This window comes from Lentzea sokolovensis, from assembly GCF_033949975.1.
In the GTDB taxonomy this organism is placed as follows: domain Bacteria; phylum Actinomycetota; class Actinomycetes; order Mycobacteriales; family Pseudonocardiaceae; genus Lentzea; species Lentzea sokolovensis.
This window is the reverse complement of the sequence record NZ_JAXAVU010000009.1, coordinates 782,949-808,789: the sequence shown is the minus strand read 5'-3', so window position 1 is coordinate 808,789 and position 25,841 is coordinate 782,949. Positions and strand designations below refer to the sequence as shown.

At 64.4% G+C, this 25,841-nt stretch carries 27 protein-coding genes; 19 read left to right on the top strand and 8 right to left on the bottom strand.

Annotation, left to right across the window (positions count from 1 at the left end):
* Positions 1-2: 2 nt before the first annotated feature.
* The 3 genes from SK854_RS21460 to SK854_RS21450 are packed head-to-tail and all read right to left on the bottom strand — an operon-like array spanning position 3 to position 2,412.
* Positions 3-1,265, bottom strand: a complete 1,263-nt coding sequence (locus SK854_RS21460) for an APC family permease (RefSeq protein WP_319976867.1) — start codon at positions 1,263-1,265, stop codon at positions 3-5.
* Positions 1,262-1,642, bottom strand: a complete 381-nt coding sequence (locus SK854_RS21455) for a VOC family protein (RefSeq protein ID WP_319976866.1) — start codon at positions 1,640-1,642, stop codon at positions 1,262-1,264. The genes SK854_RS21460 and SK854_RS21455 overlap by 4 nt, the downstream gene beginning before the upstream one ends.
* Positions 1,639-2,412, bottom strand: coding sequence for an arsenate reductase/protein-tyrosine-phosphatase family protein (locus tag SK854_RS21450; RefSeq protein ID WP_319976865.1), 774 nt, complete (start codon positions 2,410-2,412; stop codon positions 1,639-1,641). Before SK854_RS21450 ends, SK854_RS21455 begins: the two co-directional genes overlap by 4 nt.
* 776 nt (positions 2,413-3,188) lie before the next feature.
* On the opposite strand from SK854_RS21450, the gene SK854_RS21445 reads away from it, so the two are divergent.
* Together SK854_RS21445 and SK854_RS21440 are read left to right on the top strand one after the other, a co-directional pair.
* Entirely contained in the window at positions 3,189-3,566 is a 378-nt protein-coding gene (locus tag SK854_RS21445; protein ID WP_319976864.1) for a helix-turn-helix domain-containing protein, read from the top strand.
* Positions 3,567-4,178: 612 nt separating this feature from the next.
* Positions 4,179-4,790, top strand: a complete 612-nt coding sequence (locus tag SK854_RS21440; protein ID WP_319976863.1) for a hypothetical protein — start codon at positions 4,179-4,181, stop codon at positions 4,788-4,790.
* A gap of 437 nt (positions 4,791-5,227) precedes the next feature.
* On the opposite strand, the gene SK854_RS21435 is transcribed toward SK854_RS21440, so the two are convergent.
* The 3 genes from SK854_RS21435 to SK854_RS21425 all read right to left on the bottom strand — a co-directional run bounded on the left by SK854_RS21435 (position 5,228) and on the right by SK854_RS21425 (position 10,535).
* Positions 5,228-5,674 (bottom strand): hypothetical protein, encoded by a 447-nt coding sequence (locus SK854_RS21435; RefSeq protein WP_319976862.1) that lies wholly within the window; start codon positions 5,672-5,674, stop codon positions 5,228-5,230.
* A 295-nt stretch (positions 5,675-5,969) separates the two neighbouring features.
* The gene (locus tag SK854_RS21430) at positions 5,970-8,684 is read right to left on the bottom strand and encodes an NACHT domain-containing protein (RefSeq protein ID WP_319976861.1); all 2,715 of its coding nucleotides are present in this window, start codon (positions 8,682-8,684) and stop codon (positions 5,970-5,972) included.
* 327 nt (positions 8,685-9,011) lie between these two features.
* Positions 9,012-10,535, bottom strand: coding sequence for a helix-turn-helix domain-containing protein (locus SK854_RS21425; RefSeq protein ID WP_319976860.1), 1,524 nt, complete (start codon positions 10,533-10,535; stop codon positions 9,012-9,014).
* 180 nt (positions 10,536-10,715) lie between these two features.
* On the opposite strand from SK854_RS21425, the gene SK854_RS21420 reads away from it, so the two are divergent.
* On the top strand, positions 10,716-11,087 hold the full coding sequence (locus tag SK854_RS21420) for a hypothetical protein (RefSeq protein ID WP_319976859.1): 372 nt from the start codon (positions 10,716-10,718) through the stop codon (positions 11,085-11,087).
* A gap of 218 nt (positions 11,088-11,305) precedes the next feature.
* Here the strand turns inward: SK854_RS21420 and SK854_RS21415 are convergent, their stop codons facing one another.
* Entirely contained in the window at positions 11,306-11,707 is a 402-nt protein-coding gene (locus SK854_RS21415) for a GntR family transcriptional regulator (protein ID WP_319976858.1), read from the bottom strand.
* A gap of 124 nt (positions 11,708-11,831) precedes the next feature.
* Here SK854_RS21415 and SK854_RS21410 point away from each other — a divergent pair, with 124 nt between their 5' ends.
* From SK854_RS21410 to SK854_RS21355, 12 genes are all read left to right on the top strand, one after another.
* Complete coding sequence (locus SK854_RS21410) at positions 11,832-12,221, top strand: hypothetical protein (protein ID WP_319976857.1); 390 nt, start codon at positions 11,832-11,834, stop codon at positions 12,219-12,221.
* A 194-nt stretch (positions 12,222-12,415) separates the two neighbouring features.
* The gene (locus tag SK854_RS21405) at positions 12,416-12,628 is read left to right on the top strand and encodes a hypothetical protein (protein WP_319976856.1); all 213 of its coding nucleotides are present in this window, start codon (positions 12,416-12,418) and stop codon (positions 12,626-12,628) included.
* The gene (locus SK854_RS21400; RefSeq protein ID WP_319976855.1) at positions 12,625-12,891 is read left to right on the top strand and encodes a hypothetical protein; all 267 of its coding nucleotides are present in this window, start codon (positions 12,625-12,627) and stop codon (positions 12,889-12,891) included. The genes SK854_RS21405 and SK854_RS21400 overlap by 4 nt, the downstream gene beginning before the upstream one ends.
* A gap of 3 nt (positions 12,892-12,894) precedes the next feature.
* Positions 12,895-13,080, top strand: coding sequence for a hypothetical protein (locus SK854_RS21395; protein WP_319976854.1), 186 nt, complete (start codon positions 12,895-12,897; stop codon positions 13,078-13,080).
* Between the two features lie 79 nt (positions 13,081-13,159).
* Positions 13,160-14,530, top strand: a complete 1,371-nt coding sequence (locus SK854_RS21390) for an FtsK/SpoIIIE domain-containing protein (RefSeq protein WP_319976853.1) — start codon at positions 13,160-13,162, stop codon at positions 14,528-14,530.
* A 48-nt stretch (positions 14,531-14,578) separates the two neighbouring features.
* A complete protein-coding gene (locus SK854_RS21385) occupies positions 14,579-15,043 on the top strand; it encodes a hypothetical protein (protein ID WP_319976852.1) in 465 nt (154 codons plus the stop codon).
* Entirely contained in the window at positions 15,040-15,354 is a 315-nt protein-coding gene (locus tag SK854_RS21380) for a WhiB family transcriptional regulator (protein ID WP_319976851.1), read from the top strand. Before SK854_RS21385 ends, SK854_RS21380 begins: the two co-directional genes overlap by 4 nt.
* The gene (locus SK854_RS21375; protein ID WP_319976850.1) at positions 15,354-15,539 is read left to right on the top strand and encodes a hypothetical protein; all 186 of its coding nucleotides are present in this window, start codon (positions 15,354-15,356) and stop codon (positions 15,537-15,539) included. Before SK854_RS21380 ends, SK854_RS21375 begins: the two co-directional genes overlap by 1 nt.
* Positions 15,540-15,547: 8 nt before the next feature.
* A complete protein-coding gene (locus SK854_RS21370) occupies positions 15,548-16,330 on the top strand; it encodes a hypothetical protein (protein WP_319976849.1) in 783 nt (260 codons plus the stop codon).
* 84 nt (positions 16,331-16,414) lie between these two features.
* Entirely contained in the window at positions 16,415-17,725 is a 1,311-nt protein-coding gene (locus tag SK854_RS21365; RefSeq protein WP_319976848.1) for a replication initiator, read from the top strand.
* 20 nt (positions 17,726-17,745) lie between these two features.
* Positions 17,746-17,949: a helix-turn-helix transcriptional regulator gene (locus SK854_RS21360; protein ID WP_319976847.1), complete on the top strand. Its 204-nt coding sequence runs from the start codon at positions 17,746-17,748 to the stop codon at positions 17,947-17,949.
* Complete coding sequence (locus tag SK854_RS21355; protein ID WP_319976846.1) at positions 17,946-19,331, top strand: tyrosine-type recombinase/integrase; 1,386 nt, start codon at positions 17,946-17,948, stop codon at positions 19,329-19,331. The genes SK854_RS21360 and SK854_RS21355 overlap by 4 nt, the downstream gene beginning before the upstream one ends.
* 1,200 nt (positions 19,332-20,531) lie before the next feature.
* Here the strand turns inward: SK854_RS21355 and ddaH are convergent.
* Positions 20,532-21,434 (bottom strand): dimethylargininase, encoded by a 903-nt coding sequence (ddaH, locus tag SK854_RS21350; RefSeq protein ID WP_406601800.1) that lies wholly within the window; start codon positions 21,432-21,434, stop codon positions 20,532-20,534.
* Between the two features lie 75 nt (positions 21,435-21,509).
* Between ddaH and SK854_RS21345 the strand changes: the two genes are divergently transcribed.
* The 4 genes from SK854_RS21345 to SK854_RS21330 all read left to right on the top strand — a co-directional run bounded on the left by SK854_RS21345 (position 21,510) and on the right by SK854_RS21330 (position 25,797).
* Positions 21,510-21,950 (top strand): Lrp/AsnC family transcriptional regulator, encoded by a 441-nt coding sequence (locus tag SK854_RS21345; RefSeq protein ID WP_035913697.1) that lies wholly within the window; start codon positions 21,510-21,512, stop codon positions 21,948-21,950.
* A 10-nt stretch (positions 21,951-21,960) separates the two neighbouring features.
* Entirely contained in the window at positions 21,961-22,701 is a 741-nt protein-coding gene (locus tag SK854_RS21340) for an enoyl-CoA hydratase (RefSeq protein ID WP_319976845.1), read from the top strand.
* Positions 22,702-22,912: 211 nt separating this feature from the next.
* Complete coding sequence (locus tag SK854_RS21335) at positions 22,913-24,751, top strand: 2-oxoacid:acceptor oxidoreductase subunit alpha (protein ID WP_319976844.1); 1,839 nt, start codon at positions 22,913-22,915, stop codon at positions 24,749-24,751.
* Positions 24,748-25,797 carry a thiamine pyrophosphate-dependent enzyme gene (locus SK854_RS21330; protein WP_319976843.1) on the top strand — a complete coding sequence of 350 codons (1,050 nt, stop codon included), beginning with the start codon at positions 24,748-24,750 and terminating at the stop codon, positions 25,795-25,797. The genes SK854_RS21335 and SK854_RS21330 overlap by 4 nt, the downstream gene beginning before the upstream one ends.
* The last annotated feature ends 44 nt before the right edge of the window (positions 25,798-25,841 follow it).

Genomic DNA, 25,841 nt, shown 5'->3' with positions numbered 1-25,841 from the left:
TGTCAGCGCACCCGCAGCACGAGCAGGCGTCCCAGAAGGCCGGCGGCGAACATCACCAGACCGGCGAGCACCGAGGGCAGGGGCAGGGTCGCGACGAGCGTGACGCACCCGGCGGCGCCGACGACGTTGAGCGCGCGGGGCCAGCGGCGCTGCTCGGTCCCTTGGCGCGCGGCGGAGAGGTTGGCGATCAGGTAGTAGATCAGCACGCCGAACGACGAGAACCCGATCACGGATCGAAGGTCGGTCGTGAGCACGAGAACGCTGACGACGACGGCGAGCGTGACCTCGGCGTGGTGTGGCACCTGGTGGCGGGGATGGACGGCGGCCAGCCAGTGGGGCAGGTCGTGGTTGCGGGCCATGGCGAGGGTGGTCCGGCCGACGCCTGCGATGAGCGCCAGAAGCGCACCGAGGCTGGCCAGCGCACCACCGATGCGCACGACCGGGGCCAGGCCGGGTGAACCGGCGGCGGTGACGGCCTCGGTCAGAGGCGCTGCTGCGGCGGCGAGCCGGTCGGGGCCTGCGGCGAGCAGTGCGGCGGACCCCACGAGGACGTAGACGACCACGGTGATGCCCAGGGCGATCGGGATGGCACGGGGGATGGTGCGCTGCGGATCGCGGACCTCCTCGCCCATGGTGGCGATCCGGGCGAAGCCCGCGAACGCGAAGAACAGCAACCCGGCGGCCTGCAGCGTGCCGTAGATCCCGCCGGTCCCCAGCGCGTGCCAGCCCCCGAGGTTGTCGGCACTCGCCGCACCGCCGGTCGCGATGCCGACGACGATGGTCGCGAGGGCGATCAGCGTGGCGGTGACGAGGACTCGGGTGAGGGCGGCGGTTCTGGTGACGCCGCGGTAGTTGAGGGCGGCGAGTCCGATCACGCCCGCCACTGCGACGAGCCGTTGCGCCCACCAGGGGCCGGGGACGGCGTAAGTGGCGAACGTGAGTGCCATCGCGGCGCAGGACGCGGTCTTGCCGACGACGAAGCCCCAGCCCGCCGTGAACCCCCACCAGTGGCCGAGTTGTTCGCGGCCGTAGACGTAGGTGCCGCCGGACGTCGGGTAGGTCGCGGCGAGCTGCGCGGACGCGGTGGCGTTGCAGTAGGCGATGACCGCCGCGATCAGCAGGCCGATCAGCAACCCGGTTCCGGCGGCTCGCGCGGCGGGGCCGAAGGCGGCGAACACGCCGGCGCCGATCATCGAGCCGAGACCGATGATCACCGCATCCCTCGTGCCCAGACGCCTTGCCAGCTGTGGCGCGGGTGATGTCACCGGCGTGGCTCGAACAGCTCGACGAAGTTTCCGGCGGGGTCGATCAGCAGGATCTGACGGCCACCGGGCCCGGCGACGACGTCGTTGCGGAAGCGGACCCCGGCCTGACGCAGCCGGGTGATCTCGGCGTCCAGGTCGCCGACGACGAGATGAATCCGGTTCCAGCCCCCTGCCTGGGGAACCTCACCGTCCGGCATGGGACGTCCGCCGGAGCTCGCAGGGCCGGACAACAGCAGCCGCAAGGGTCCGCGCACGACGTCGGCGAAGGCCGGAGCCGCCGACGAGCGCAGCGTGAACCCGAGGTGGGCGGTGTAGAAGTCGACTGCGGCCTGGACGTCGTCGACCAGGTAGCGCACGTGCGCGAAGTCCTCGGTCATGATCGCGTCTCCTGTGGGCGAGGGTGGGCCAGGTTCTGCACCAGGAATCCGATTCGGGTCGACAGCTCATCGGCCGCACGGCTGAAGGCGGGGTAGCCGACCTCAGCGGTGTCACCCGCGGCGGACGGGTCGGGCATGCTCCAGTGCACGAGGCCGGGATGGCCGGGGAACTCCGGGCACACCTCCCGGACCTTGTCGCAGAGGCTGATGACGTGGTCGAAGTGCTGCCCGGCGAACTCGTCGAGATGCTTGCTGCGGTGCCCTGACAGGTCGATGCCGCGTTCACGCATGACCGCGAACGCGTTGGGATGCAACGGTTTCGGGTGACTGCCCGCGCTCATGACCTCGACGCGCGGCGCGCGATGACGCAGGAGCGCCTCGGCCATCTGGGAACGGGAGCTGTTGCCGGTGCACAGGAACAGCACCCTGCCTCGCACCGACTCCTCCGCGGGCGGTGCCGGTGGCACGAGGTCCAGGGCCGGATGCAGGCCCTGTCCCGTGCCGGCGAGCAGCTCCGCGCACCGGCCGAGGTCGAGGCGGTAGTACGTGTCGCGGCCGTCAGCGGAGCTGCGGCGACTGGAGACCAGGCCTCCCGAGCGCAGCTTGCGCAGGTGGTAGGACACCAGGCTCTGCGGCTGGCCCACCGCGGTGATCAGGTCACCGACGCGCAGGTCGCTCCTGGCCAGCTCACGCAGCAGATCCCAGCGCAGCTGCTCCCCGGCGAGGCGGAGGAACAGCGGTGCGTCCGGCGTTCTACGGTCTGCGACCACGGGGCCGAAACTACATCAACCCGGTTTGATTGACCAGCTTTCAACTGCGAACACCGACGCCGTGCAGCCATCCGGATCGAACCAGGCGAGAACGGCTATGTCACCCGTCAGAGTAAATCTGTGGTGGCGAAGGTAGACATTGTCGATCCGGTGTGTGTAGTCTTCTCCTCGTTGGACGAGAGAGAAGATGACACGGGAGATGATGAACTGCCCGTGAAGCAAGACGGTCAGGCGTGCCAGGGCTCGTCGTTTCGAGGGCTCGAGGCAGCGACCAGGGGAAGTCGGCGAGCAAGACCGGACGCAGTGCGCAAGACCCCGGAGCCGACAACCGCGTGACCAGCAAGTGCAAGACGCAGTTCCGAGTTGAAGTCGAAATGCAAGTTGCAGGTGCAAGACGGTCAGATGTGCCGGAGCCGATCAGTGGAAGGGGTTCCGGCAGGTGACCAAGGGCGGTCGGTGAGGTGAATCCGGCATGTGCACGAGGTCCGGTGCCGACAGCCGCGTGAGAGAAAAGGCAGTACTCAGAGGAGAAGGGAAGGGTTGCACACCATCGGATCGCCCGCTTTCGGCTGAACTCCGCCGAACGGGTACCGCGGTTCCATCAGATTGGAAGGTGGTCTTCGGTTACGCACACGCGATCCCCGCAGCGCTCGCTTTCAGTACTGGGCATGCGGACAGAGGATGCCGATCTCACGGTCGGCTAGGTGGAAGTGAAACCCAACAACCCTGGGGCCCCGGTGCTACGGCATCGGGGCCCCTCGTGATGCGGAGGCGCGATGACCCCAGACAACAACCAACCTGCGGACAACGAACCGCAGACCACAGCGGAGAAGTTCGACGACGAGCACTACCCCGCCTACTCGATGGGCCGGGCCGCGGAACTGCTCGACACGTCGGCGAACTTCCTGCGCAGCCTGGACGAGGCGAAGCTCATCGAGCCGCAGCGTTCGGCCGGCGGCCACCGCCGGTACAGCCGCCACCAGCTGCGTCTGGCAGCCCGTGTGCGTGCGATGGTCGACCAGGGCACGGGTTTGGACGCGGCGTGCCGCATCGTCACCCTGGAAGATCAGCTTCAGGAAGCTCAGGCGCTCAACGCCAAGCTCACTCCCCCGTCACCGCCCGACGAGCCGTATCCGCCGCTGCAAAGCGTGTGACTCGTCCGCGCCTCGGGGCGTCGACGCAAGAGTTCAGCGGAACGCTTCCACGCGACTGATCTGCGCTGGCGAAAGCCTGGTTCGGCTTTCACCGAGCGCAGATCAAACCCGCGAACCGGTCAGCCCCGCGGTTCCTCGTGCGGCGCCTGACGGAAGCGTTGTCCCGTGCCTGTCCCCGTGCCGTTGTCGCGTCGAGACGGGCGCGAGCCTGCGGAACTACTTCGAGCGACTCGTGACCAGAGCCGCAGGAAACAGAACGCCCCCGGCGATCATCGCCGGGAGCGTTCCGCCTTCCACACCTGATCAGCCTCGGAGTTCCATCGTGCGGAACTGCCTGATTCAGGCGAAACCTCCCCAGAACAGCACCTGCGCGGCCGTTGCGCCGGTCTCACTCCCCAGCGTTCCACGCATGTTCCACAGACCGGCGATTCGTTGCCTGCGGGCAAGCCTGTGGGCTGGTCGACGTCTTCAAGGCCTTGAGCTGTCCACAGGTGGCCGAGCACCGCGCCCAGCTCGGTCAAGCCAAGCCAAGCCAAGCCAAGCCAAGCGAGCGCGCTCGTCGCATCGCGCGCATCCGGTGCTCGCTACGCGCGCACTGCTACGGTCGCGATCATGGCGTTGGACATGGGCACTGTCCCAGCGTGGCTGGGAGCCTTTTCCATCGTTATCGCGTTCTTGGTCTTCATGCGCGATCGCAACGAACGCGACCGCGCACAGGTTGAGCGAGTCGGCATCTGGACGACCGCCGAGTACGAACGCAAGCTTCCGTGGTCTGAGGACAGGGTCGAGACCGGCAAGATCACGTTCTTTGCCCGGAACTCCACCGACCTGCCTGTCGAGCTGATCCGAGTCGCATACGAGATTCGCACGCGTTGGGATGTCCCCGATGTTCAACCAGGTGCGGACAAGGAACACCCCGAGCCCCGTGCCTGGACTGTTACACCGGGCGTAACAACCCAAATGATCTTTAGCGAGCGGATGCAGATTCCTCCACAGGACACTCTGAACTGGTCATCAGAGGTCAACTTCGCTCACATGGCCCCGGAGTCGGCGAGCCAACCTGCCATGTTTCACGGCCTTGACTGCCGAGTGAAGTGGGCGCTGGTGATCGATAACGCTGGTCGGCGCTGGGAGGTAACCCCGAGCCGTGGCAGGCGCCCGAAGCGCGTTCGCTGGTACCACCGGCCTCTGGAGCATCAACCTCGCGACTGGGAGCAGTGGTGACCAGCTCGATCAAGCCGACCACTTGGCGCTCTTCCCAACCTGACCTTCTCGATGCGAACTGGCCACACAAGGGTTTACCAGGGCTTTTGTCGAGGTCAGACGGCCGATGTTGGTCGGTCATGGTCGGCTCTGGCCACTCGCGTTGCTGTACTGCTGCCACTCTGACCAGGCGTTATGGTCGATCCGCCTCCGCCGCACTCTACCGGGGCCACAGCGACAACGACCACTCCTCCCCCGTCCCCTCGTCCCTGCTGCGCTTAGCTCCCAGAGAGCTGTGTCAAGAGTGGCCGCAGGCCATCCCGTAGGGACGCGTAGCGCTCTTGGCGCAGCTCTCTGGGAGTTAAACGATGGCCGGGAGCAGGGCGGCGGGGGAGCTACTGCGCACCCGTCCCTCCTGGAACTGCATTGGCGGACCTACAGCCGGTGAACAGTACGACCTATTTACCTACAAGAAGGGTCACAACGACACCTGCCACAAAGAAGAACAGGTTGACCAGCGCTCCAAGCCAGAAGGTCTTTTTGCCCTCCTTCGCAACGGTTCCGCGCAGGAGGGTGGCTACAGCGTTCCGATGCTCCTCAGAGAGCTCAGCCACGCGTTGCGCAGTCTCGGCCTCGGACTTGAGCTTCGCCACTGCCGCTTGGCGAACCTCAAGGGCGGCTTCTACCTCCGCTACCAGTTCGGCCGATCTAGCCATAGTGTTCGAGAGTTCTTCCAGTCGGACCTCAAGGGCGGCTTCGGTACCCTGCGTCCGTTCTGGTCGCCAGATGGCCTCCGCAAGCGCGGGGTTCAGAAGAGTCGCGATGCCCAGAAACACGCTCTGACCGACCTCACGGAGCGTCAGCCAGAGCATCTGAAACATGTGACGGAGCGCGGTGAACAGCATCGGCGAATCCTAGAGGCGCCCTCGGCGAGTGCAGTTTCTGCCGGCGTTCGCGGTGCCTGTGGGGTCGGTCGGTCGCTGTCCCGTCCGGTCGGTGTAGGCCCTGCCTCCCGTCGCCGGGTGCGGGTGGGTGGCCGAAGGCCGGGCCCCGCCCGCTTACCCGAGCGACAAAGGGACGGGGCCGTGAAGCACCTGCCGGACGGGATGAGCCAGTGCGACCGAGCGGCCCCGCAGGGGCCGCCTTGATGAAGAAAAGAAACTCTGAACACGCCGGAGAGCGTGACCTGCTTTGAGGAATTCAGGCCCTGACAAGATCAGTTTCCCGATTGAGCCACGACCACACAAAGTCGCGACGGTCTGGTTGCATGCCGTTGATCGCATCAGCCAGCCATCCCGGAATCGGCTGGTCTTCGCCTCTCTTTCTTGCCAGTAGATCCAATACAGATACATACCCCCTCGATTCCAAGTCTGACCTTTTAGTCGCGTCTTGACCTCCCTCGATTCCGATCAACATCAACCTAACAAGAGTCCATCCTTGATCGGTCGAAAACTTCTCAACCAACAGATCACCTTCATCGAAGCCTTTGCGGGACCTGAATTTGGTGATGTCGACGGACGACACCCAAGGAGGCGATCCGAGCCGATCAATAAATGAGCCTAGCCACTCCAGCTCGTCAACCGTTACCGGAAAGCCCGGTTTATCATCCATGCCGGATTGAAGCAGACGAAATGGAATGAATGAACCCCAATCTCCCCATCCTCGCTTTTGGACGGGAAATCTGTGGCCGCGAAATAGCGTACTTAGCGGATCGGGTTCACGATCGGGCACGTCACACATGTACCTCTCAAGAGAAATGAAATTGTGTCGCCAAGCGGAAAACCAGATGACAGGTCGCCCACACGAGAGAATCTGCTCCGAGAATTCCTCAAAGATTGACTTTCTACGAGTACACCATTCTACGTAGTCCACGCTTTTCGCATTCGTCAGATCAGGGTCCGCCATGACCGTCGGAAGCTCCATAATGAGTTCAATGGCGGCCTGCCTACAGGCCTCGTCGTTCGAACCTACTTTTTCACGCAGGACCGATTCGATCTCGTTCGAAACCACGGCACGCAACTCTGGAAGCACTGCGAAATACTCAGGCTTTACATAGACTTCCCGACAACAGAAATCGTGTAGAGACTCCGCGAAGCTTCGGCCTATTCGCACGGCGAGGGGCACTGGGACGTGGACGAATCCCAAGCATCGCATAGCGAATCGAGCAATATTCTGCTTCGAGGCCGCGCTTCGATAGCGCTTATCATTTAAGAGGGCCTCCAGAAGTCTCGCCGCGCCATCCTTGGAGTGCTTATTTGAGATCTGAACGGCGAGCTCAGCAACGATCTCCCACTCTGCCACCGCTACATGCGGCAGAATTACTTTTGCCACTTTCTCTGGGCCATCAGAAAGCCTGGTGAGTTCATATGCGGCGAAGTACTCCATAAAAGTTCGATGCATGAATGAGAACAGAGTCTCGCCGTCGGCCGTTGTCCCGACATCGGTCAGCACCCACCCACGTCCTCGACAGAATCCGATGAACTGTCGAGCTGCCTGCTCGGCCTCAGGTTCGGAGTTGAATGCGGGTCGCAAGAACTCCACAGCCTCCTTAATCAAGGAGCTCTCTGTTACTCCGTTGCCCGCCTCAGGATCCGTGAACATCCAATACGCGAGCTGCTTTATGGCTCCGTCAACGTATGCACTTGCTTTTAGTTCTACATAAATTTTACGGCTACTATCCCACTTATCAAACAGCAAACGCGCGCAGTGCTCGTACATCTCAGGACGATTTCTAGGTATCCATTTTTGACCCCGATAGATAATGCACATCAACGAGAGCATTAGCGGGTTGGTTCGAAGCTCTCTGACCGCAGAGCTTTCCTCCAGGAAAGAGTCGGCTAGCGAATTGGAGTCCTGGGAATTGCCGAGATCCACACAGCTGAACCAGTTCTTGGTGTACTCCTCGACATTGCCCTCGGAGAACTCAGAAAGTTGATACACATCAAACACGGCAGGATCCATCGCGGCCTCGTCGTAGCCAACTCGTCGCGAGGTAACTAAAATTCTGGCCAACGGGTACCGTGCACAGAACAACTCGACTCGGTTCGTCACTTCACGTCGACGAGAGGTGTCGATGAGTTCGTCAAGGCCGTCAAAGATTACTATTCCGCGCCCCGACAAAAGCAGACCTTCAACCACACCAGCTGGAGGCGGGCACTGATAGTGAGCAGACAGCCTGGATTCTATGTGCTCTACGATTGACTGGCTGTCGTCAACAAAATTTCGAAGAATCACAAGAAACGGCACACGACCGTCAGCATCGCCTGCTGAAAACCAAGCCACTACGTTACTTGTTGTCGACTTACCTCCGCCTGGATCTCCGAGGAGAACACTACGGTCGATCTCTGGTTGCAGGCTCCATACATCAGTGACTGGACTTTCCACGCCCACAGAAACGATACTCGGCGAGACAAACAGGTCACTGATAGCGACTTTTCGTTTCCGTTCAAAATCTGGAGGTTCAATATATCCGTGCGCAGCTCTAACTTGGGTTCGATACGCAGCTTCCCATTCAATGGCTTCAGCAGCCTCGGCAAGACTGACCGTGCGCTTCAGATACGCATTGTGGCGCTTTATGCCATCTACGCTAGAATTGCTCAGCGTTACGGAAGCAGCTTGCCGGAGATCCGCCAGCCCGCTGTCTCTTTTTTCGAGCTTGCCGACTAATTCTTGCACAACACGATCAAGCTCGTCGAACAGAATCCCGCCGAACTCCATCATTTTTTCACCATCAGCGTGCGCAAACTCCAGACGTGTAGCTATCTGTAGATTCTCACGCACTCGGTGAGCAGCATGGTCAGGCATACCCATGATTCGAGTAGCGACAAGCTCGTGCAGCAAACCTTGAAAGACCGGTCCGGTGAGACTTCGCTTGACCTGAGCAAGCGACACGCCGGAAGAAAGATCAGGAAGCACGACAGTGAGACGAAGTTGACCGGTAAAGTCATGGCTCACTAGCTGGTCAACTATGTTGGCGGCTAGTTTATCGCGCTTAGCAGCTGGTGAGAGTTTCGTCCTCCATAAACGCTTTCCTACCTGGGTCACAGCCGCCCTAAGGGAGCCCTCTACAGCCTTCACAACAGCTAGCTCTAGTCCTGTGGGCATGTGCGTTCTCTCGACCCTCTCCTCGTGGCTGACTTCAGCACAAAGAGTTTACGCAGACCGGCCCAGAGTCTCCAGAGATGAACTGCCATTGGCTAGCAGATCATTCCCCGGGAAAATATTCCGTGATCACATGGAAAACTAGGGGCGTGGTCCCATAGACGGAAGCAACGCTCCCGATACGTCGAGGAAGTCCCGTACAGCAGGAGATTCGCTGTGAGACCGCAAGCGTGCACGGAGATCTGCGACCGCTTCGACCGAGCGAGACGACTTCACCGTGGCAGCGAGTTTGGCGGCTGCCATACCTGCGGAAGCGGCGACGTCGAGGTCGTGGGCGTCAATCGCTGAACGCGCAAGAGCTGCCTGGGCCATTGAGCCACGACGCGCCCGATTCTGTCGCTCGGACTCGACGATAGACAAGCCAGCGAAGTGCGCAGCCTCGTCCGGGCGTTCAAGATCGCGGAAAGTGTGGGCGTGCTCGCCATTGAGATATGCGGGGTCTATGAACCGCGCCCACTCGGGCTCGTTCTCCACAGACACGTTCTCGAACGTCGTCTCGGACAGATGCACGCTCTTCGCAGCGGCCTTCCCGTCCCCCATCGCTGCCTCGGCGCGAGCCTGGAGCGCGTAAAGGTCGGCGAGACACGCGGTCGAGTTGCCCTTGGCGAGCAGCCCGGCGCGTCCAGCCTTCGCGAGCTGCACCGCCTGCTCCGGCTCGCCAGTCAGCGTCGCCTGGTCGGAAAGGCCGGCCAGAACGTGCGCGCCAAGGTCCGGGCTTCCCGCGGCTTCCGCCAGGCGGAGCGACTGGATCAGGTAGCGCTGAGCCAAGGCGTGCTCGCCGTTGTCGAACGCCATCCACCCGAGAAGGTAGAGCTGTTCCGCGGCTGCCTCGTAAAGCGCGGCGCCGTTCGGGGTCTCGGGGTCGTTCGACTTCAGCAGCGGCACGACGTGCGAGGTCAGGTAGGACGCGAGCTGTTCGCGGGCGTGACCGCCTCCGCGCATCACGTCGAGCTCCTGGAAGACACCGAAGGTGCGGCGGATTGCCTGGACCTGCTCGGTGCTGATCTTGCCGGTGGCCGTGGTTGCCTCGTCCAGAGTGGCGAGCAACCAGTCTCGGCTCGGTGCGACCGATGCGGCGACGGAGAACAACGCGCTGGACAGGAAGGTGCGGCGCTCCATGTCGTGCCTCCCAAGCTCGGCTACGACTTCCACCGTAGTCGGGAGAGAGGCCGCGTAGGCAAGACCAAGGTCGGAAAGTGATTTCTCTTGCGGCGCTTGGGTTTCCGCATCGCGATAACCCGCACGAAACCACCGGTGTTCGTGCGGCACGCGCAGGGCGTTGCACCAGCGCTCAAGGCGTTCGAGATCGGTGACCGGCCGGCGTCCGCGCTCGATGACGCTGACCTGGCCCTGGGTGATGTCGAGCCACGCCGCGAGGGTCGATTGCGGCAACGTCGGGCTGTGGGCCTGGCGGTACGCGCGGAAGACCTGGCCGATGTTGAAGGTGCGCAGGGCGTCCTGGATCGACGGCTGAAGCCAGAAGTCTGGTCGCTGGACCGGCGCGTGGGTGGCGTGGGCGGCTTCGCAACGGCCGCACAGGTCGCCCTTGCGGTCGCTCGCCAAGATCGTGTCGCAGGTGCGGCAGCGCTGCTTGGACGAACTCACGCGCGACCCCTCCCCCGCTGGTCAACCCCCGAACCTGAGCCGAGTGTAGCGGGTCGATTACGCCCTTAACCTGGACTTATCGATGCCAGCGATACGGCCATCGGTAGTTGATATTGGATCGATGCTCCGTGCGGGCGACTGTGGTTCTACAAGACCCAGGCGCTAACGGAGGTGGATCACATGGGCTTCTACGTACTGGTGCAGCCAGAAGAGGACGCAGAAGCATCGCTGGTCGAACACGCACAAGGCCACCCGTCGCTCGTCGTGATGTGCGGCGACTCCCAGATCACCGTGCAGCTGGCAGGGCGGCAGGACGCGGCTGAGCTCGCGATCGGTTTCGCGCGGAACCTTTCGCGCGCCGCGACGGCCTTCGCCGATCGAGTCGACGCACTCACGGCGGACTGGCCGAAGCTCGACTTCGCGGATCTCGCCGCAAAGGTCGGCACGACGCCCGAGGAGCTGCCGGATCAGCTCGCCGGGCGACACGCGCTGACAGTCGACGCGGAGTGGTTCGGAGAGACCGGTCCTGGAGGGCCGGAAAGGCCGGCGTGATCGGTCGAGCAGCAGAAGCTCTGACGTCCTTCGCCGTGGTCTACGCGGGCATCGTCGCCTGGCGACGGTTCACCGCACGGAGGGCAGAACCGCCAACACACCAGAAGAACAACCGGTAGCAGCGAAGGAGGGCAAGGTGTCAGAGACCGGATGGACCGCGGAGACGTGGCGTGACCTGTATGCCTTGGCCTCCAAGTTGGATTCCAAGGTGGACGAACTCAGCGATCGTCTGACCCGGATCGAGGACCACCTGAAGGAGAGCCGAACACCTCCGTCTCAACGGCGGAAACGCGCTCGCTGAGGTTGTCGAGTGTGCCGCTGATCTTCTCCAAAATCGCCCGAAGCTCATGCGGGGAGCCAAGTTCCGGCTCCTCCGTGTGGGCTTCTGGCTTCTTCACCACGATGGTGCCCTCGCCCTGGCGGGACATGACGAGTCCGGCGGTGCGCAACACGTCCAGTGCCTTCTGCAAGGTCATGACGGCGCGGCCGTACTTCGTCTGCAACTCGGCCAGAGACGGCAGCTTGTCCCCCACCTGCACGGCGTCGGACGCGATGTATCGCCGCAGGTCATCAGCGATCTGCTGATACGCCGGCCGCGGGTCCGCGGGATCAAGTGCCATGCACACACTGTAGCGACAAAGCTAGCAAAGCTGAATATCACCCGATCGGACCAGTGACTCTTCTATCTCTACTAGCTATGTTGGTTGTATTGATAGAGCAAGACCTACTACGAGAGGTACCAACGTGGCCCTGAACGACATCCCGGTGATCCTGTCCCACTACAAGCTCCTGATCACCGAAGCGCCCTGCGTGAAGATGCGCGAGCTGGACGGCGGGCAGCTGGTGCCCGTGATCGACCGCCACACGAACGAAGAGCAGTTCGTGGTGGTGCTGTTCGCCAAGCCCCGACCGACCGAGGGTCGCCGTAAGACGAAGGGCGAAGAGATCCGCGTGAACCTCCCCCGCGACCCCGGTGCGGGGTTCGAGGAGGGCGACTACATCGAGCTGGTCAACCCCGTGATCAACACCTACGAGATGCGTGGGGAGGACGGGAAGATCACCGCGTCCGGCCTGTGGTTCAAGGCAGACGGCCTCACCCCGGCGGCGCAGGTCGTGGTGGCTCCCGCGGCTTAGTCCCGTGAGCCCTGCCCGGTAGGCCGGTAGCCCGCTTCGAGTCGGGCCAGGACGCTCATTTTTGTTCTTTGAGAATTCCACAGTGAGTCGAACCATGCCTAAATCCGGAGCATTTCGTGTGCTCCGGGAGATTCGGTGAGCCCAGGTACGCCTTTGTTCCTGGGTTTGCCATGCCTCCCGAAAGGAGTTTCAGCATGGATGAGCGCTCGTACCCGATCGAGCTTGCTGATCCGGACGGTGATGACCCGCGCTTCACATTCGGCCTCGTTCATGAGGTCGGCGAAGTCCTTGCGAAGCACGGCTTCCCGGGCGTCGGCGAAAGCTGGCGTGACCACCTGGAGTTGCAGCAGGCGCTGTACCGCTTCATCTACGTGGGAGACCCGAGGACTGAAAGGTTGGCCAGTTGATCCAAGAGATGTTGAACGAGCGGGCGCAGCAGCGGTACGGCGCGTTCGTGGGCGCGATGGACTTCGTTGAGGAACTGCTCATGCCGCTGGAAAAGCTCATCAACAAGATGAGTGAGAAGCCTGGAAAGGCAGGCAGTTGGCGGGTTGCGACGCCAGACGACCTCAAGGGCTACTTGCGGACCGCGCGGAACGACCTCAGTGCGCTTCGGGAGCAGGCCAAGCGGCACGAGATCAATTTGAAGGCCAAAGAGTGGGGAGCCTGATCGATGTCTCACCAGCTCGACAACGCCGTGTCCAACCTGGACCAGGCGATGAAGCAGCTTCGCACGGCAATGGACGGTATCCCGGTTCGCCGTGAGGGCTTCACGGACCTGCGGCGCCGGTTCGTCCGCTCGGTCAGCGTGCTGACCACGGAGACCTCTTATGCCCGCGGGCAGCTGCCCAAGGACTAGATCCGCACTGATCAACACGGCGGCCGATCTTCGACACGTTCGAGGGTCGGCCGCCGCGCATCTACCAGGGAGTTCAACAGTGGGTTGGAAGTGGAACGCAAGCAAGCGCGTTGTGGCCGCCGAGTTCCGCGCGGCGCGGTGGCTGGCTAGGAACCCGGAATGGATGCTCGCGCCGTCGGTTGTCGCTACCGGTGCCTGCACGCTCGGCCCTACGACCACCGGCTACGTCCTCGGCGGCGCGGCTGGTGCGACCGGGCTTTGGTACCGGGGTCACCCGGACTCGTTCGACACGCTGGCTGCGCCAGTCCTGAGGGCCTGGCAGCGTCGGTGGTTCGGGGCCTACTCCGGTGGACGCTGGCGAGACCTGATGGACGTCCACAAGCTCACGACCGAGCACCGCCGGAAGAGGGTCACGAACTACCCGCGTGTGGTGCGGGTCCGGTCGTACTCGCCGTCGATCGACACCGTGTTGGTGAAGCTCGCCAAGGGCCAGTCACCGATGCACTTCGCCCGGCAGGCTGAAGAGCTGGCGCACTCGATCGAGGCTGAACGCGTTGCGATCGAGCTGATGAAGCCCGGTTACGTGGCGCTCGTGGTCCAGCGTGACGAACCGTTCACGGAGATCATCCCGGCGCCGGACATGCCCGAGCACTCCGAGGATGTGAACCTGCGGGCGGTGCTTCTCGGTGAGGACGAGTACGGCGGCGACTGGACCGAACCCGTCCAGGGCACGCACACCCTCACGGCGGGCGGAACCGGGTCGGGCAAGAACTCGCTGGCGTTCGCCAAGCTGCGCTCGATGGCCCCGCTGATCAGGGACGGCATCGTCCGCCTGTGGGTCTGCGACCCGAAATACCTGGAGTTCGCGGCCATCAAACCGATCACGGAGAACCGCTACGCCGATGACGCGGGCGAGTGCCTGGAGCTGATCGAGATGTGGGTCGACGACATGGAACGCACCCAGAAGCGGATGCAGCGGGCAGGGCTCCGGTCGGTCCAGCCGTCGCGTGAGTACCCGCTCAACCTGCTGATCGTGGACGAGATCGGCTCCTTGGTCGCCTACCGGCCCGAATACGCCCGACAGATCACGGCCCTGCTGGCTCGGGGCACCTCGATGGGCCGCGCAACCCTTCACATCGCGGACGCCTACATCCAGGAACCGGACAAGGACACGCTGTCGATCCGGGATCTGTTCCCCAATCGCATCTGCCTGCGCACCACGTCACCGACGCATCCGGACATGGTGCTGGGTGAGGGCGCACGCGAACGAGGTGCGATCGCCGACCAGATCCCCGCCATCCCGGAAACGGCCGGCATCGGCTACCGCACCGACGAACGCTCACGCGTTCCCCGCCGGGTCCGCGCGGCGTACACGACGGACGACAACATCCGCGAACTCGTGGAGTTCGTCCGCAACGGACAGACCGGCTCCATCCGTTCGATCGCCTGACTTTCTTTCACCCCAACACTTTTCGCCACTAATCGTGGAGGTCTTGTCATGCCTGAAAACAGCGCACCTCGACGTCTGGACGGCCTGCTCCGCTCGATTCGCGGCCACATCCGCACACTCGGCCTGCCCCGGCCGGACCGCTTGGTCATCTCAACACCGTCCGGCTCGGTGCATGCCGAGTTCACCTCCGGCACCGCGACTGATCGGCTCGCGTGCCTGCTGGTCTGGGCGGCCTCGCTGCACGGGGTCGAGCTGACGTGGTCCCTGCAAGCCGCGGGAACCCTGTCGGTTGCCGCAACCGGACGGACCGGCTCCGGAATCACGCTGGGGCTGGCGGCGTCGGCCTCGGTGGTCGAACTGGGCGGCAAGGTCAAGTCCAACTCGGCGGCGGTGCTTGCCAACGCCTTCCGGCTCTCCGCGTGCTTGCCGGAACAGGTCACCTTCGATGAGGTCGCCCAGGTCGTCCAGGCCGCACGCCGTAGCCCGTCTTCGCCGTTGGCGGTGGCCGCGTGAACACCGAACCTCACGGCTACCGCGTGCTGATGAAGCTCCTGTTCGACGGCGAACCGCCCGCCTGGCGTGACCGGGCCGCCTGCGCCGACGCCGATCCGAGCTTGTTCCACACCGCCGGCCGAACCGCCGCCGCCAAGGCTGTGTGTGCCACCTGCCCGGTCCTCGCCGAGTGCCGAGAGAACCAACTCAGCTGGGAAGCGAACGGACCCGCTCGGTACCGAGACAACGCCTTCGGTGTCGTGGGCGGCCTGTCCGGCGCTGAACGTCGCCGCATCCACTACCCCGCCAGGAACGCAAAGGACGTGGCCTGATGAAGCTCGTACTCGCTGTCCCGGTCAATCTCCGCAGCTTCGCCCGCGTCGCGCACATCGTGTTCGCCGCTGCGGCCTCGCTGATCTGCATGTACCTGCTGTTCGGGTTCGTCGGGCTCCTGGTGCTCGTTGCCGAATTGCTGTGGCTCGGGGTTCTCCTCCGCAAGGCCGCGTACGGGAAGTAGGTGGCCAGGTGTCCGGGAAGTCCAAGCACACCAACGAAACCGAGTCCTCCGAACCTCGCGAGACCCGAACCGTTCGGCGCCTGCGGGCTCAGCTCGATGAAGCGCAGGACATCCACCAGCTCACCGCGAACCCATTGCTGGCGGCCGTGCAGGCGGACCGGTTCCGGGTCTCGGTCACGCGCTCCATGTGGTGCTTCCTGACCTGCGGCCTCGGCTTCACCGCAACTGGCGTGCAAGCGTTCCTCGCCGGACACCTCGGGCCGTCTGACCCGATGTGGTGGGGCGCGTGGCTCGTGGAACCGGCCTTCGCCGGAATCCTGATCACGCTCCTGCGGTGGGAAGCACAGATGCTCTCTCACGGCCTGGCGGTTGATGATCGACCGGTCAAGTGGCTCAAGCGGGTGCTGCTCGGGGCCACGCTCGTCACCAACGTGTGGTCGTCGCTGCGGCCTCCGGACGGGCAGATCAACGCCGGGATGGTGTTCCTGCACCTCGTGATCCCGCTCGTGGTGTTCCTGCTGGCCGAAGTCATGCCGGTCATTCAGCAGCGGTGCAACGCCGCGCGTGATCTGGCCGCTCAGGTCGTCGCTCCCGTTCCCACCAAGCCTGTTGCTGCCCCGGCACCTGTTCGGTCCGCCGTGCGGCTTCCTGGGCATCTACAGGGCGCGTTGGACGCCAAGGCGAACGAGGTCCGCGCTCAAGGCCGTGCACTGACGGCGCAGGACGTCCAGGACGCGCTGAACGTGCCCGAGGACTACGCGGAGCGCATCGCGGCCCAGCTTGCGGCCTGACCCTTCTCGATCAACGCGGGGCATGACCAGAACACCGGTCGTGCCCCGCCCTTTCGTTTCTCCACAACAGAAGGAGCGTCATCCGTGCTCACTCTGGAAGACCGCATCTCCGCACGCGTCAAGGCGGTCGACTTCCGGGCGTGGCGAGACCGGGTGACCGCGATCGGTGGTTGCGCCGCGCCCATCCGGTTGTCCGGCGCCTTGCAACTCCAGGACCTCAACGGTGGCGTGATCGAGCACATCGGCGGGGACGTCATGGTCCCGTGCGGTAACCGCCGAGAGTCGGTCTGCCCGGCTTGCTCCGACCGGTACGCGGCCGACGCCTACCACCTGATGCATGCGGGCCTGGCTGGTGGCAGCAAGGGCGTTCCCGCGGACGTCTCCGAGAAGCCGCGGGTCTTCGCGACGCTCACCGCGCCGTCGTTCGGCCCGGTCCACAACCGACCGATCGCCACGACCGGCAAGGTCCGGCCCTGCACGGGCTGCGGCGAGTGGCACCACGGCGACGACCCTCGTATCGGCGGTGCCGTCGACCCCGGCACCTACGACTACACGGGCTCGGTTCTCTGGCAGGCACACGCGGGGAAGCTGTGGCACCGGTTCACCATCGCCCTGCGCCGCAAGCTCGCTGGCGCGGTCGGCCTGAAGGTCTCCGAGTTCAAAGATCACGCCCGGCTCTCCTACGCGAAGGTCGCCGAATACCAGCGGCGCGGCTTGGTCCACTTCCACGCCGTCGTTCGTGTCGACGGTCCCGACGGGCCTCACGACCCCACCCCGGCATGGGCCACGGCCGAACTGCTCGGCGACTGCATCAAGGCGGCTGCACGGGCGGTGCGAATCGACACCACGCGGCCGGACGGCTCGGCGCTGCAGCTGCTGTGGGGCGAACAGGTCGACACCAAGGGAATCCGCGGCTCCCAGGTGGAGGACGAGTCCGGCGAGATCAGCGAGGCTCGATTGGCGGGCTACGTCGCCAAGTACGCCACCAAGGGCACGGGCGCGAAGGACACGGCGGACCGGCCGATCCGCTCCCAACTGGACATCGACATCCTCCAGATCTCCGAGCACCACCGGCGGATGGTGCAGACCGCGTGGGACCTCGGCGGCCTGGCCGACTTCGAGGAACTGAACCTGCGCAAGTGGGCGCACATGCTCGGGTTCCGCGGCCACTTCCTCACCAAGTCCAAGCACTACTCCACGACGTTCCGCGCCATCCGCGAAGAACGCCGCACGTTCCGGAAGCTCGAAATGTTCGAGCGCCTCGAACTCGATCCCGCGGCCGTGGTCGTCGTCAACGACTGGCAGTACGCCGGGTCCGGCTACGACAACGACGCGGAACGCGAACTCGCGGCCGGCATCGCCGAACGGGTCCGAGCTCAACGCCTGCGCAAGTAACGAACAGGAGGGGGAACACCATGTCCGAGCTGCCTAAGCCAGACGACTTCATGACGGCCGACGAGTTCTGCGCCCGGATGCGCATCTCGAAGGACACCTTCTACAAGTGGCGGCAGATCCCCGGTGCCGCTCCTGTCGTGCACAAGATGCAGAACGGGGCATTGCGTATCTCTGGCGCTGATTTCGCCGCGTGGCTGCTCGGCCTGCGGAGTGATGCCGCGTGAACCTCACCTACAAGATCAGCATCTACGCGCTGAAAGTCCTCAAGCCGGACGCCAACGGGAAGGTCCGCCCGAAGCCGTACGGGGTCCGCTGGGCGACGGCCGGAAAGCAGCACTCGGAGTGGTACAAGTCCAAGGCGCTCGCGGACAACCGCCGCTCCGACCTGAAGCAGTTCGTCAAGAAGGGCGAAGCCTTCGACATCACTTCGGGGTTGCCGGAGTCGGAGGTCAAGAAGCAGTCCGCGCGTTCGCTGTTGAAGCTCGCACAGGAGTTCATCAGTGAGTCGTGGGAGGAGGCGGCGCCCAACACGCGGAAGCGCTACGTCGACACCTTGGCCATCCCGGTGGCCGCGTTCGTGGGGTCACAGAAGGGCGCGCCTCCGGCTCGCGTGCTGCGGCGGGTACTGACGACGCACCTCCTGCCGGACAACACTCGCAACAGGTCGCTTTCGAGCACAGAGCAGGACGCGGTGGACTGGATTGAGGCGAACTCGCGTCTGGTTCGCGAGCTCGCCGACAAGATCGAGACCGGTCGGCTGCTTCGGTCACTTGGTCGGAACCTCGATGGCAAGGCTGCGGCGGCGTGGACGACGCGAACCCGGCGGGGCGTGCTTCATCACCTGCTCGGGTTCGCGGTCGACGTCGGCGAACTTGACGCGAATCCGGTCACCGGACTGAAGTCCTCGACGCAACGGGGCACGAGTGAGGTTGACCCGCGGTCTGTGGTGAACCCGGCTCAAGGGCGTCAGTGCCTCGCGGCCGTGACCTACGCGGGCACCACGACGGGGCAGTACGACTACCTCTACGGGTTCTTCGCGACGATGTACTACGCGGCCCTCCGACCGTGTGAGGTCAACCGACTTAGGGAACCTGACTGCAAGCTGCCCGAGACCGACTGGGGTGAACTCATCCTGGAGAAGTCGGCTTCGCGGGCGAACGGGCGGTACACCGACTCTGGCGAGTTGTGGGAGACACGCTCCTTGAAGAGGCAGGCTGAGGGCGCCGTCCGACGCGTGCCGATTCCGCCGGTGCTGGTCGCGATTCTCCGGTGGCACCTGGAGACCTTCGGGACCACGCCAGATGGGCGGCTGTTCCGCGGGACGATCAGCGGCGGACCGATCAACGCGACGGTCTACACCCACGCGTGGGGTCGCGTTCGTGAGCTCGCACTCACGCCTGAGCAGCTCGAATCGCCGTTGGCGGACACGCCGTACTCGCTCCGGCACGCTGCGGTCTCGACGTGGCTTGCGGCCGGCCTTCCTCCGGCTGAGGTCGCGGAGCGGGCAGGGCACACAGTCGACGTGCTGCTGAAGGTTTACGCGAAGGTGCTGGACGGACAGCGGGAGAAGTCGAACCAGAAGATCGACAATTTCCTATTCACCTGATCTCGCGAGCAGGCCTCAAGAGTAGGCCATTCGGGTTTACGTCAGCAACTTAGAGTAGCCAAAGTACGCACCACCGGAACCACTGCGCCGGTCGCGATGCGGGACAAAATCACCCACAAGGCGGATCAAGCACGTCGAACGTTGCTGCAAATCAGTGATCGCACTCGTCCTTAAGGGTGAAAGCCTACACTTAGATTCTCGGCGAAGTTACTGCAGATTTGCCTGGTCAGACGAGCTGCAGATGCAGGGTCGCCACCCGATCGAGTGAAAGCTATGCTGCTCACGTCAGCCACCGTCACACAGTGGTTGACATGGAAGACGGGGCCTCTCCAAAGAGAGACCCCGCCGAGGGTGGGCTGCTGCTACACGAGCCCGAGGGTGCTTGCGAGGGTCCGAACCTCAACTAGCACCACGTGCAAGGCCGCCAGGAGCATGGCGATCTTTGCCATGATCTCCTGGGCCTTGCGCGACCACGATGGCTCTCGCGGAGGCCTTGAGGGCTTCCTCAGAGGAACGATCGGCATCGCTTGCTCTCCTTTGCTCGAAGGAAGATGGGCCTGAACCCATCCAAATAGGTCGGCAGTCATCAACCGCCGACCTGTCCAAGGGGTGACCCTTGGAAACCCACATGGAGCATTGGAGTAATCGAGACTCTAGCGCCTGCAGTGGGCGAACTTGCGCAACCTTCCCGACATGAACAAGTCCACCGAAGCGGGAAATACTTCCGAACCGTCGTGGATGCCGTCATGATTTGAGCTGCGGAAATAGGGCTTGATTAGCCGTCCTTACGCCATACGGATCAATGATCGATGCCCCATTGAGACCATGACAGAATGGTCTTAATGGCCGTAGCGTTATAGGTAAACGACCGCAGCAGCAAATAGAAGTTCACTCGATCGGGGATGCTTAAGACGTCTCCATCTGCACCGACAGTCGTCCACGGACCCGAACGGACGTGCGAACAGCCGATACCGCCGCGCGAGTCAAGCCAACCACGTGCAGAGCCTGAAGAGCCCCCGGCGATGATCTCGCCGGGGGCTCTTCTTGTTCCACACATGTTCCAGAGACAGCCGCAGAAGGCCGCAGTCAGCGACAGACGGTGACCTGCCGACGCTGACGTCGTTGGCAGCATCGGGGCAGGTCAACCGGCATATCAGCCCTCCACGCTGGAACAGCGGAACGGCACTGCGTGGGCGAGGTCTAGCCGCGCAGTTCCATCGTGCAGCACTTCGGGCCGCCACCCGACTTGCGCAGCTCCGAGATGTCCACGAACACGGGCTCGAACCCGCGCCGCGCCACCTGCTCGGCGAGGTGGGTGGCCTCGATCGGCATCACGACGTGCTTGCCGTCGGAGACCGCGTTCAGGCCCAGGCAGACGGCGTCGTCGTCGTTGGCGATCACGGCGTCCGGGAAGAGGCGCCTCAGCACCTGCTGGGAGCCCGGCGAGAAGGCTTCCGGGTAGTAGGCGACCAGAGGGGTTGAGGACTGGTCGTCGAGCATGAACAGGGCCACGTCGAGGTGGTAGAAGCGCGGGTCCACCAGTTGCAGGGACACGACCGGGACGCCGAGGACCTCCTGGGCCTCTGAGTGTGCGCCGGGGTCTGTGCGGAAGCCGGTGCCGGCCAGCAGCAACGAGCCGGTCCAGGTGAAGTCGCCTTCGGCCTCGTTCACGGCGGTGGGCATGACGACGGAGTTGTAGCCCGACGACAGGAACCAGCGGCGGAAGTGGTCGGCCTCGGCTGAGCGCTGGGAGGCGCGGAAGCGGGAGCCCAGGACTCGGCCGTCGATCACGGTGCCGCTGTTCGCGGAGAACACCATGTCCGGCAGGCCTGGGATCGGCTCGATGACCTGTACGTCGTGGCCCAGGCGCTCGTAGGTCTCCTTCAGCGCGGTCCACTGCTCCACGGCCAGCTGCGTGCTGGTCGGCTGGGTGGGATCCATCCACGGGTTGATGGCGTACTCCACCGTGAAGTACGTCGGCGGGCACATGAGGTACCGACGGGTCGTGGGCACGCGCCCAGGAAGGAAATCCTGTGCAGCCGCGAGGGGCGTGGCGATGTCGAGCGTGATCGGCTCGCCCGGCCCGGAGATGGATACGGTCATGGATCGAAATGTAAAGGGCGGTTAGACCATCGATCAACGCCGCGACATTGCGTTAACTAGGGCAGAATGTTGCGTGTGGACAGCATCGACCAGCGAATCATTTCGTGCCTCATGGCCAACGCCCGTTCCAGCTACGCGGAGATCGGCAAGGAGGTGGGGCTGAGCGCTCCCGCGGTGAAGCGGCGGGTGGACAAACTGCTGGACACGGGGGTGCTGCGGGGGTTCACGGCCGTGGTGGACCCCGAGGCGCTCGGGTGGGGCACCGAGGCGTTCGTCGAGGTGCACTGCAAGGGGAACGTCGCGCCGCACGACATCCAGCACCGGCTGGAGCCGATGGCCGAGGTCAGCGCCGCCTACACGGTGTCCGGGGCGGCGGACGCGATCGTGCACCTGCGGGCCGCGGACATCCATCACCTGGAGACGGCGCTGGAGCGGCTGCGGGCCGTCGAGATCATCGACAGGACCGTGTCGACGGTCGTGCTGTCCCGGCTCCTGGACCGGCCGCTGGCACCCTAGGGTTCGGGGCATGGCTGAGGTTCTGCTGGAGTACGACGAGTCCGTCGCCGTGATCACGATCAACGATCCGGAGCGGCGCAACGCACTGACCATCGACCTCTCGCAGGAGCTGGCGGACAAGGTCGAGGAAGCGGAGCAGAACGCCAACGCGCTGATCGTCACGGGTGCGCCGCCCGCGTTCTGCGCCGGCGCGGACCTCACCCAGCTCGGCAACTCCAAGGACGAGGGCCTCAAGAAGATCTACAAGGGCTTCCTCGCGGTGGCCAACGCCGCCATCCCGACGATCGCCGCGGTCAACGGTGCGGCGGTCGGCGCCGGGCTCAACCTCGCGCTGGCGGCGGACGTGCGGATCGCCGGGCCGAAAGCGAGGTTCGACGCCCGGTTCCTGCAGCTCGGCATCCACCCCGGCGGCGGTATGACGTGGATGTTGCAGCGGATCACCAACCGGCAGACCGCTACGGCCATGACGCTCTTCGGGCAGATCCTGGACGCCGACCAGGCCGTCGCTCACGGGCTGGCCTATGCCAGGGCCGAAGACCCACTGGCAGTAGCAAAAGAGCTGGCCAGGGTATCTGCCGAGGCCCCAGCGGAACTCGTCCGGACCATCAAGGCCACGATGCGCGTGACCGATGTTCTCGACGACCACGCGGAAGCGGTGGAGATCGAGCTGACACCACAGGTGACTTCGATCGACACTCCAGAGTTCGCTGCGAGGCTTGCCGCGATGAAGGCTCGGATCAGCGGGCGGTAGGTGTTACCTTGGGTAACAGATATCGAGGGTGACGTCTGCCGCATTCGGGTATCCGCTGGTAGCGCTGTGCTTACCGTCTAGTTAAGGACCCGGTGCGGCAGATGGGACAGTTCGTCTCGCCTGGTGGTACACGGCCCGTCTCGCAGGCGGTCCTGGCGACTACCCTCGTGGTGGGGCACGGCCACCCTTGGAGAGAGGTATCGGCGTAGGAATGAGCACTGAGACTCGCAAGCTGGATCGCGTTGTGATCCGCTTCGCCGGCGACTCCGGTGACGGTATGCAGCTCACCGGAGACCGGTTCACGTCGGAAGCGGCGGCGTTCGGCAACGACCTCGCCACGCAGCCCAACTTCCCCGCCGAGATCCGCGCACCACAGGGCACGCTGCCCGGTGTGTCGTCGTTCCAGCTGCACTTCGCCGACTACGACATCCTGACGCCCGGCGACCGTCCCGACGTTCTCGTCGCGATGAACCCCGCCGCGCTCAAGGCGAACGTCGTCGACCTGCCGGACGGCGGCATCCTCATCGTCAACACCGACGAGTTCTCGAAGCGGAACCTGACGAAGGTCGGGTACGACTCGAATCCGCTCGAGGACGACTCGCTCGAACGGTTCCAGGTCCACAAGGTCGCCATGGCGACGCTGACCATCGGCGCTCTCGAAGAGACCGGCCTCGGCAAGAAGGACGCCGAACGCGCGAAGAACATGTTCGCGCTCGGCCTGCTGTCGTGGATGTACCACCGGCCGACCGAGGGCACGGAACGGTTCCTGCGCGAGAAGTTCGCGAAGAAGCCCGACATCGCCGAGGCCAACGTCCTGGCGTTCCGCGCCGGCTTCTACTACGGCGAGACGACCGAGGCCTTCGCCGTCACCTACGAGGTGGCGCCCGCGAAGCTCAACGTCGGCACGTACCGCCAGATCACCGGCAACACGGCGACGGCGTACGGCATCGTCGCGGCGGCGCAGCTGTCGGGCCTGCCGGTCGTGCTCGGCACGTACCCGATCACGCCGGCGTCGGACATCCTGCACGAACTGAGCAAGCACAAGAACTTCGACATCACCACGGTGCAGGCCGAGGACGAGATCGCGGGCATCGGCATCGCCCTCGGCGCGTCCTACGGCGGTGCGATCGGCGTGACGTCGACGTCCGGCCCCGGCATCGCGCTGAAGTCCGAGACCATCGGCCTCGGCGTGATGACCGAACTGCCGCTGCTCGTGATCGACGTGCAGCGCGGTGGCCCGTCGACCGGTCTGCCGACGAAGACCGAGCAGGCCGACCTGCTGCAGGCGATGTTCGGCCGCAACGGCGAGTCGCCCGTGCCGATCGTGGCGCCGCAGTCCCCTTCGGACTGCTTCGACGCCGTGGTCGACGCGACCAGGATCGCGCTGAAGTACCGCACGCCGGTGCTGTTCCTGTCGGACGGCGCGATCGCGAACGGCTCCGAGCCGTGGATGATCCCCGACGTCGAGACGCTGCCGGACCTGACGGTCGAGTTCGCGACGGATCCGGAGAACTTCCAGCCGTACTCCCGTGATCCGGAGACGCTGGCACGGCCGTTGGCGGTGCCCGGCACCCCTGGTCTGCAGCACCGCATCGGCGGTCTGGAGAAGCAGGACATCACCGGCAACATCTCGTACGACCCCGACAACCACGACAAGATGGTCCGCCTGCGCCAGGCGAAGATCGACGGCATCGAGGTGCCGGACGTCGTGGTCGAGGACCCGGACGGCAACGCGAAGGTCCTGGTCGTCGGCTGGGGTTCGTCCTACGGTCCGATCGGCGCGGCGGCACGGCGGGTCCGCAAGCTCGGCCTTCCGGTCGCGCACGCGCACCTGCGGCACCTCAACCCGTTCCCCAAGAACCTGGGTGACGTGCTGAAGTCGTACGAGAAGGTCATCGTGCCGGAAATGAACCTCGGCCAGCTGGCGTTGCTGCTGAGGGCGAAGTATCTGGTGGACGCCGTGTCGTACACCAAGGTGCAGGGCCTGCCCTTCAAGGCGGAAGAGCTGCAGGACGTGCTCGCTGACGTGATCAAGGGGGTGTCGGCGTGACCGCAATCGACATCGGTCTCCCCGGCTTGACCGGGGTTCCCACCACCGACGAGAAGCAGTCGGCCAGGGACTACAAGTCGGACCAGGAAGTTCGCTGGTGCCCCGGCTGTGGCGACTACATCGTGCTCAACACCATGCAGTCGTTCCTGCCGTCGCTGGGTCTCAAGCGCGAGAACATCGTGTTCGTCTCGGGCATCGGGTGCTCGTCCCGCTTCCCGTACTACATGAACACCTATGGCATGCACTCCATCCACGGCCGTGCGCCGGCCATCGCGACGGGTCTCGCCGTGGCGCGGCCGGACCTGAGCGTGTGGGTGGTGACCGGTGACGGTGACGCGCTGTCCATCGGCGGCAACCACCTGATCCACACGTTGCGGCGCAACGTGAACCTCAAGATCCTGCTGTTCAACAACAGGATCTACGGCCTCACCAAGGGCCAGTACTCGCCGACCTCGGAGCCGGGCAAGGTCACCAAGTCGACGCCGATCGGCTCGGTCGACCACCCGTTCAACCCGGTGTCGCTGGCACTGGGCGCGGAGGCCTCCTTCGTGGGCCGGGCGCTCGACTCGGACAAGGCCGGTCTCACCTCGGTGCTGCGCCAGGCGGCGGAACACCGCGGCTCGGCGCTCGTGGAGATCTACCAGAACTGCCCCATCTTCAACGACGGCGCGTTCGACGTGCTGAAGGACGCGGACGAGGCACAGCGGCGGATCATCCACGTCGTCGACGGCGAGCCGATCAGGTTCGGTCGTGAGGGCGAGTACTGCGTGGTGCGCGAGGGCTTCGGGCTCGCGGTCGCGAAGTCCGCGGACGTGGACGCGAGCGACATCGTCGTGCACGACGCGTCGGACCTGAACCTGTCGTTCGCGCTCTCGCGGCTGTCGACGCAGGACCTCACGCACACCGTCACGGGCATTTTCCGGCGTGCGGACCGCGCGACGTACGACGACGGCGTGCGTGCGCAGGTCAACGAGGCCAAGAACGCCAAGGCCGCGGACCTGAGCAAGCTGTTGCACGGCAAGGACACCTGGACCGTGGTCGGCTGACCCCGGAACCACTCGAAGGCCCCCACCGAACGCGGTGGGGGCCT

Bases quoted from the DNA above. Each gene is read 5' to 3' on its own strand.
- SK854_RS21455 (WP_319976866.1), bottom strand. From the start codon at position 1,642: ATGACCGAGGACTTCGCGCACGTGCGCTACCTGGTCGACGACGTCCAG.
- SK854_RS21415 (WP_319976858.1), bottom strand. From the start codon at position 11,707: ATGGCACTTGATCCCGCGGACCCGCGGCCGGCGTATCAGCAGATCGCT.
- SK854_RS21405 (WP_319976856.1), top strand. From the start codon at position 12,416: ATGGATGAGCGCTCGTACCCGATCGAGCTTGCTGATCCGGACGGTGAT.
- SK854_RS21445 (WP_319976864.1), top strand. From the start codon at position 3,189: ATGACCCCAGACAACAACCAACCTGCGGACAACGAACCGCAGACCACA.
- SK854_RS21340 (WP_319976845.1), top strand. From the start codon at position 21,961: ATGGCTGAGGTTCTGCTGGAGTACGACGAGTCCGTCGCCGTGATCACG.
- SK854_RS21440 (WP_319976863.1), top strand. From the start codon at position 4,179: ATGGCGTTGGACATGGGCACTGTCCCAGCGTGGCTGGGAGCCTTTTCC.
- SK854_RS21360 (WP_319976847.1), top strand. From the start codon at position 17,746: ATGTCCGAGCTGCCTAAGCCAGACGACTTCATGACGGCCGACGAGTTC.
- SK854_RS21385 (WP_319976852.1), top strand. From the start codon at position 14,579: ATGCCTGAAAACAGCGCACCTCGACGTCTGGACGGCCTGCTCCGCTCG.
- ddaH (WP_406601800.1), bottom strand. From the start codon at position 21,434: ATGACCGTATCCATCTCCGGGCCGGGCGAGCCGATCACGCTCGACATC.
- SK854_RS21395 (WP_319976854.1), top strand. From the start codon at position 12,895: ATGTCTCACCAGCTCGACAACGCCGTGTCCAACCTGGACCAGGCGATG.
- SK854_RS21335 (WP_319976844.1), top strand. From the start codon at position 22,913: ATGAGCACTGAGACTCGCAAGCTGGATCGCGTTGTGATCCGCTTCGCC.
- SK854_RS21375 (WP_319976850.1), top strand. From the start codon at position 15,354: ATGAAGCTCGTACTCGCTGTCCCGGTCAATCTCCGCAGCTTCGCCCGC.
- SK854_RS21435 (WP_319976862.1), bottom strand. From the start codon at position 5,674: ATGCTGTTCACCGCGCTCCGTCACATGTTTCAGATGCTCTGGCTGACG.
- SK854_RS21420 (WP_319976859.1), top strand. From the start codon at position 10,716: ATGGGCTTCTACGTACTGGTGCAGCCAGAAGAGGACGCAGAAGCATCG.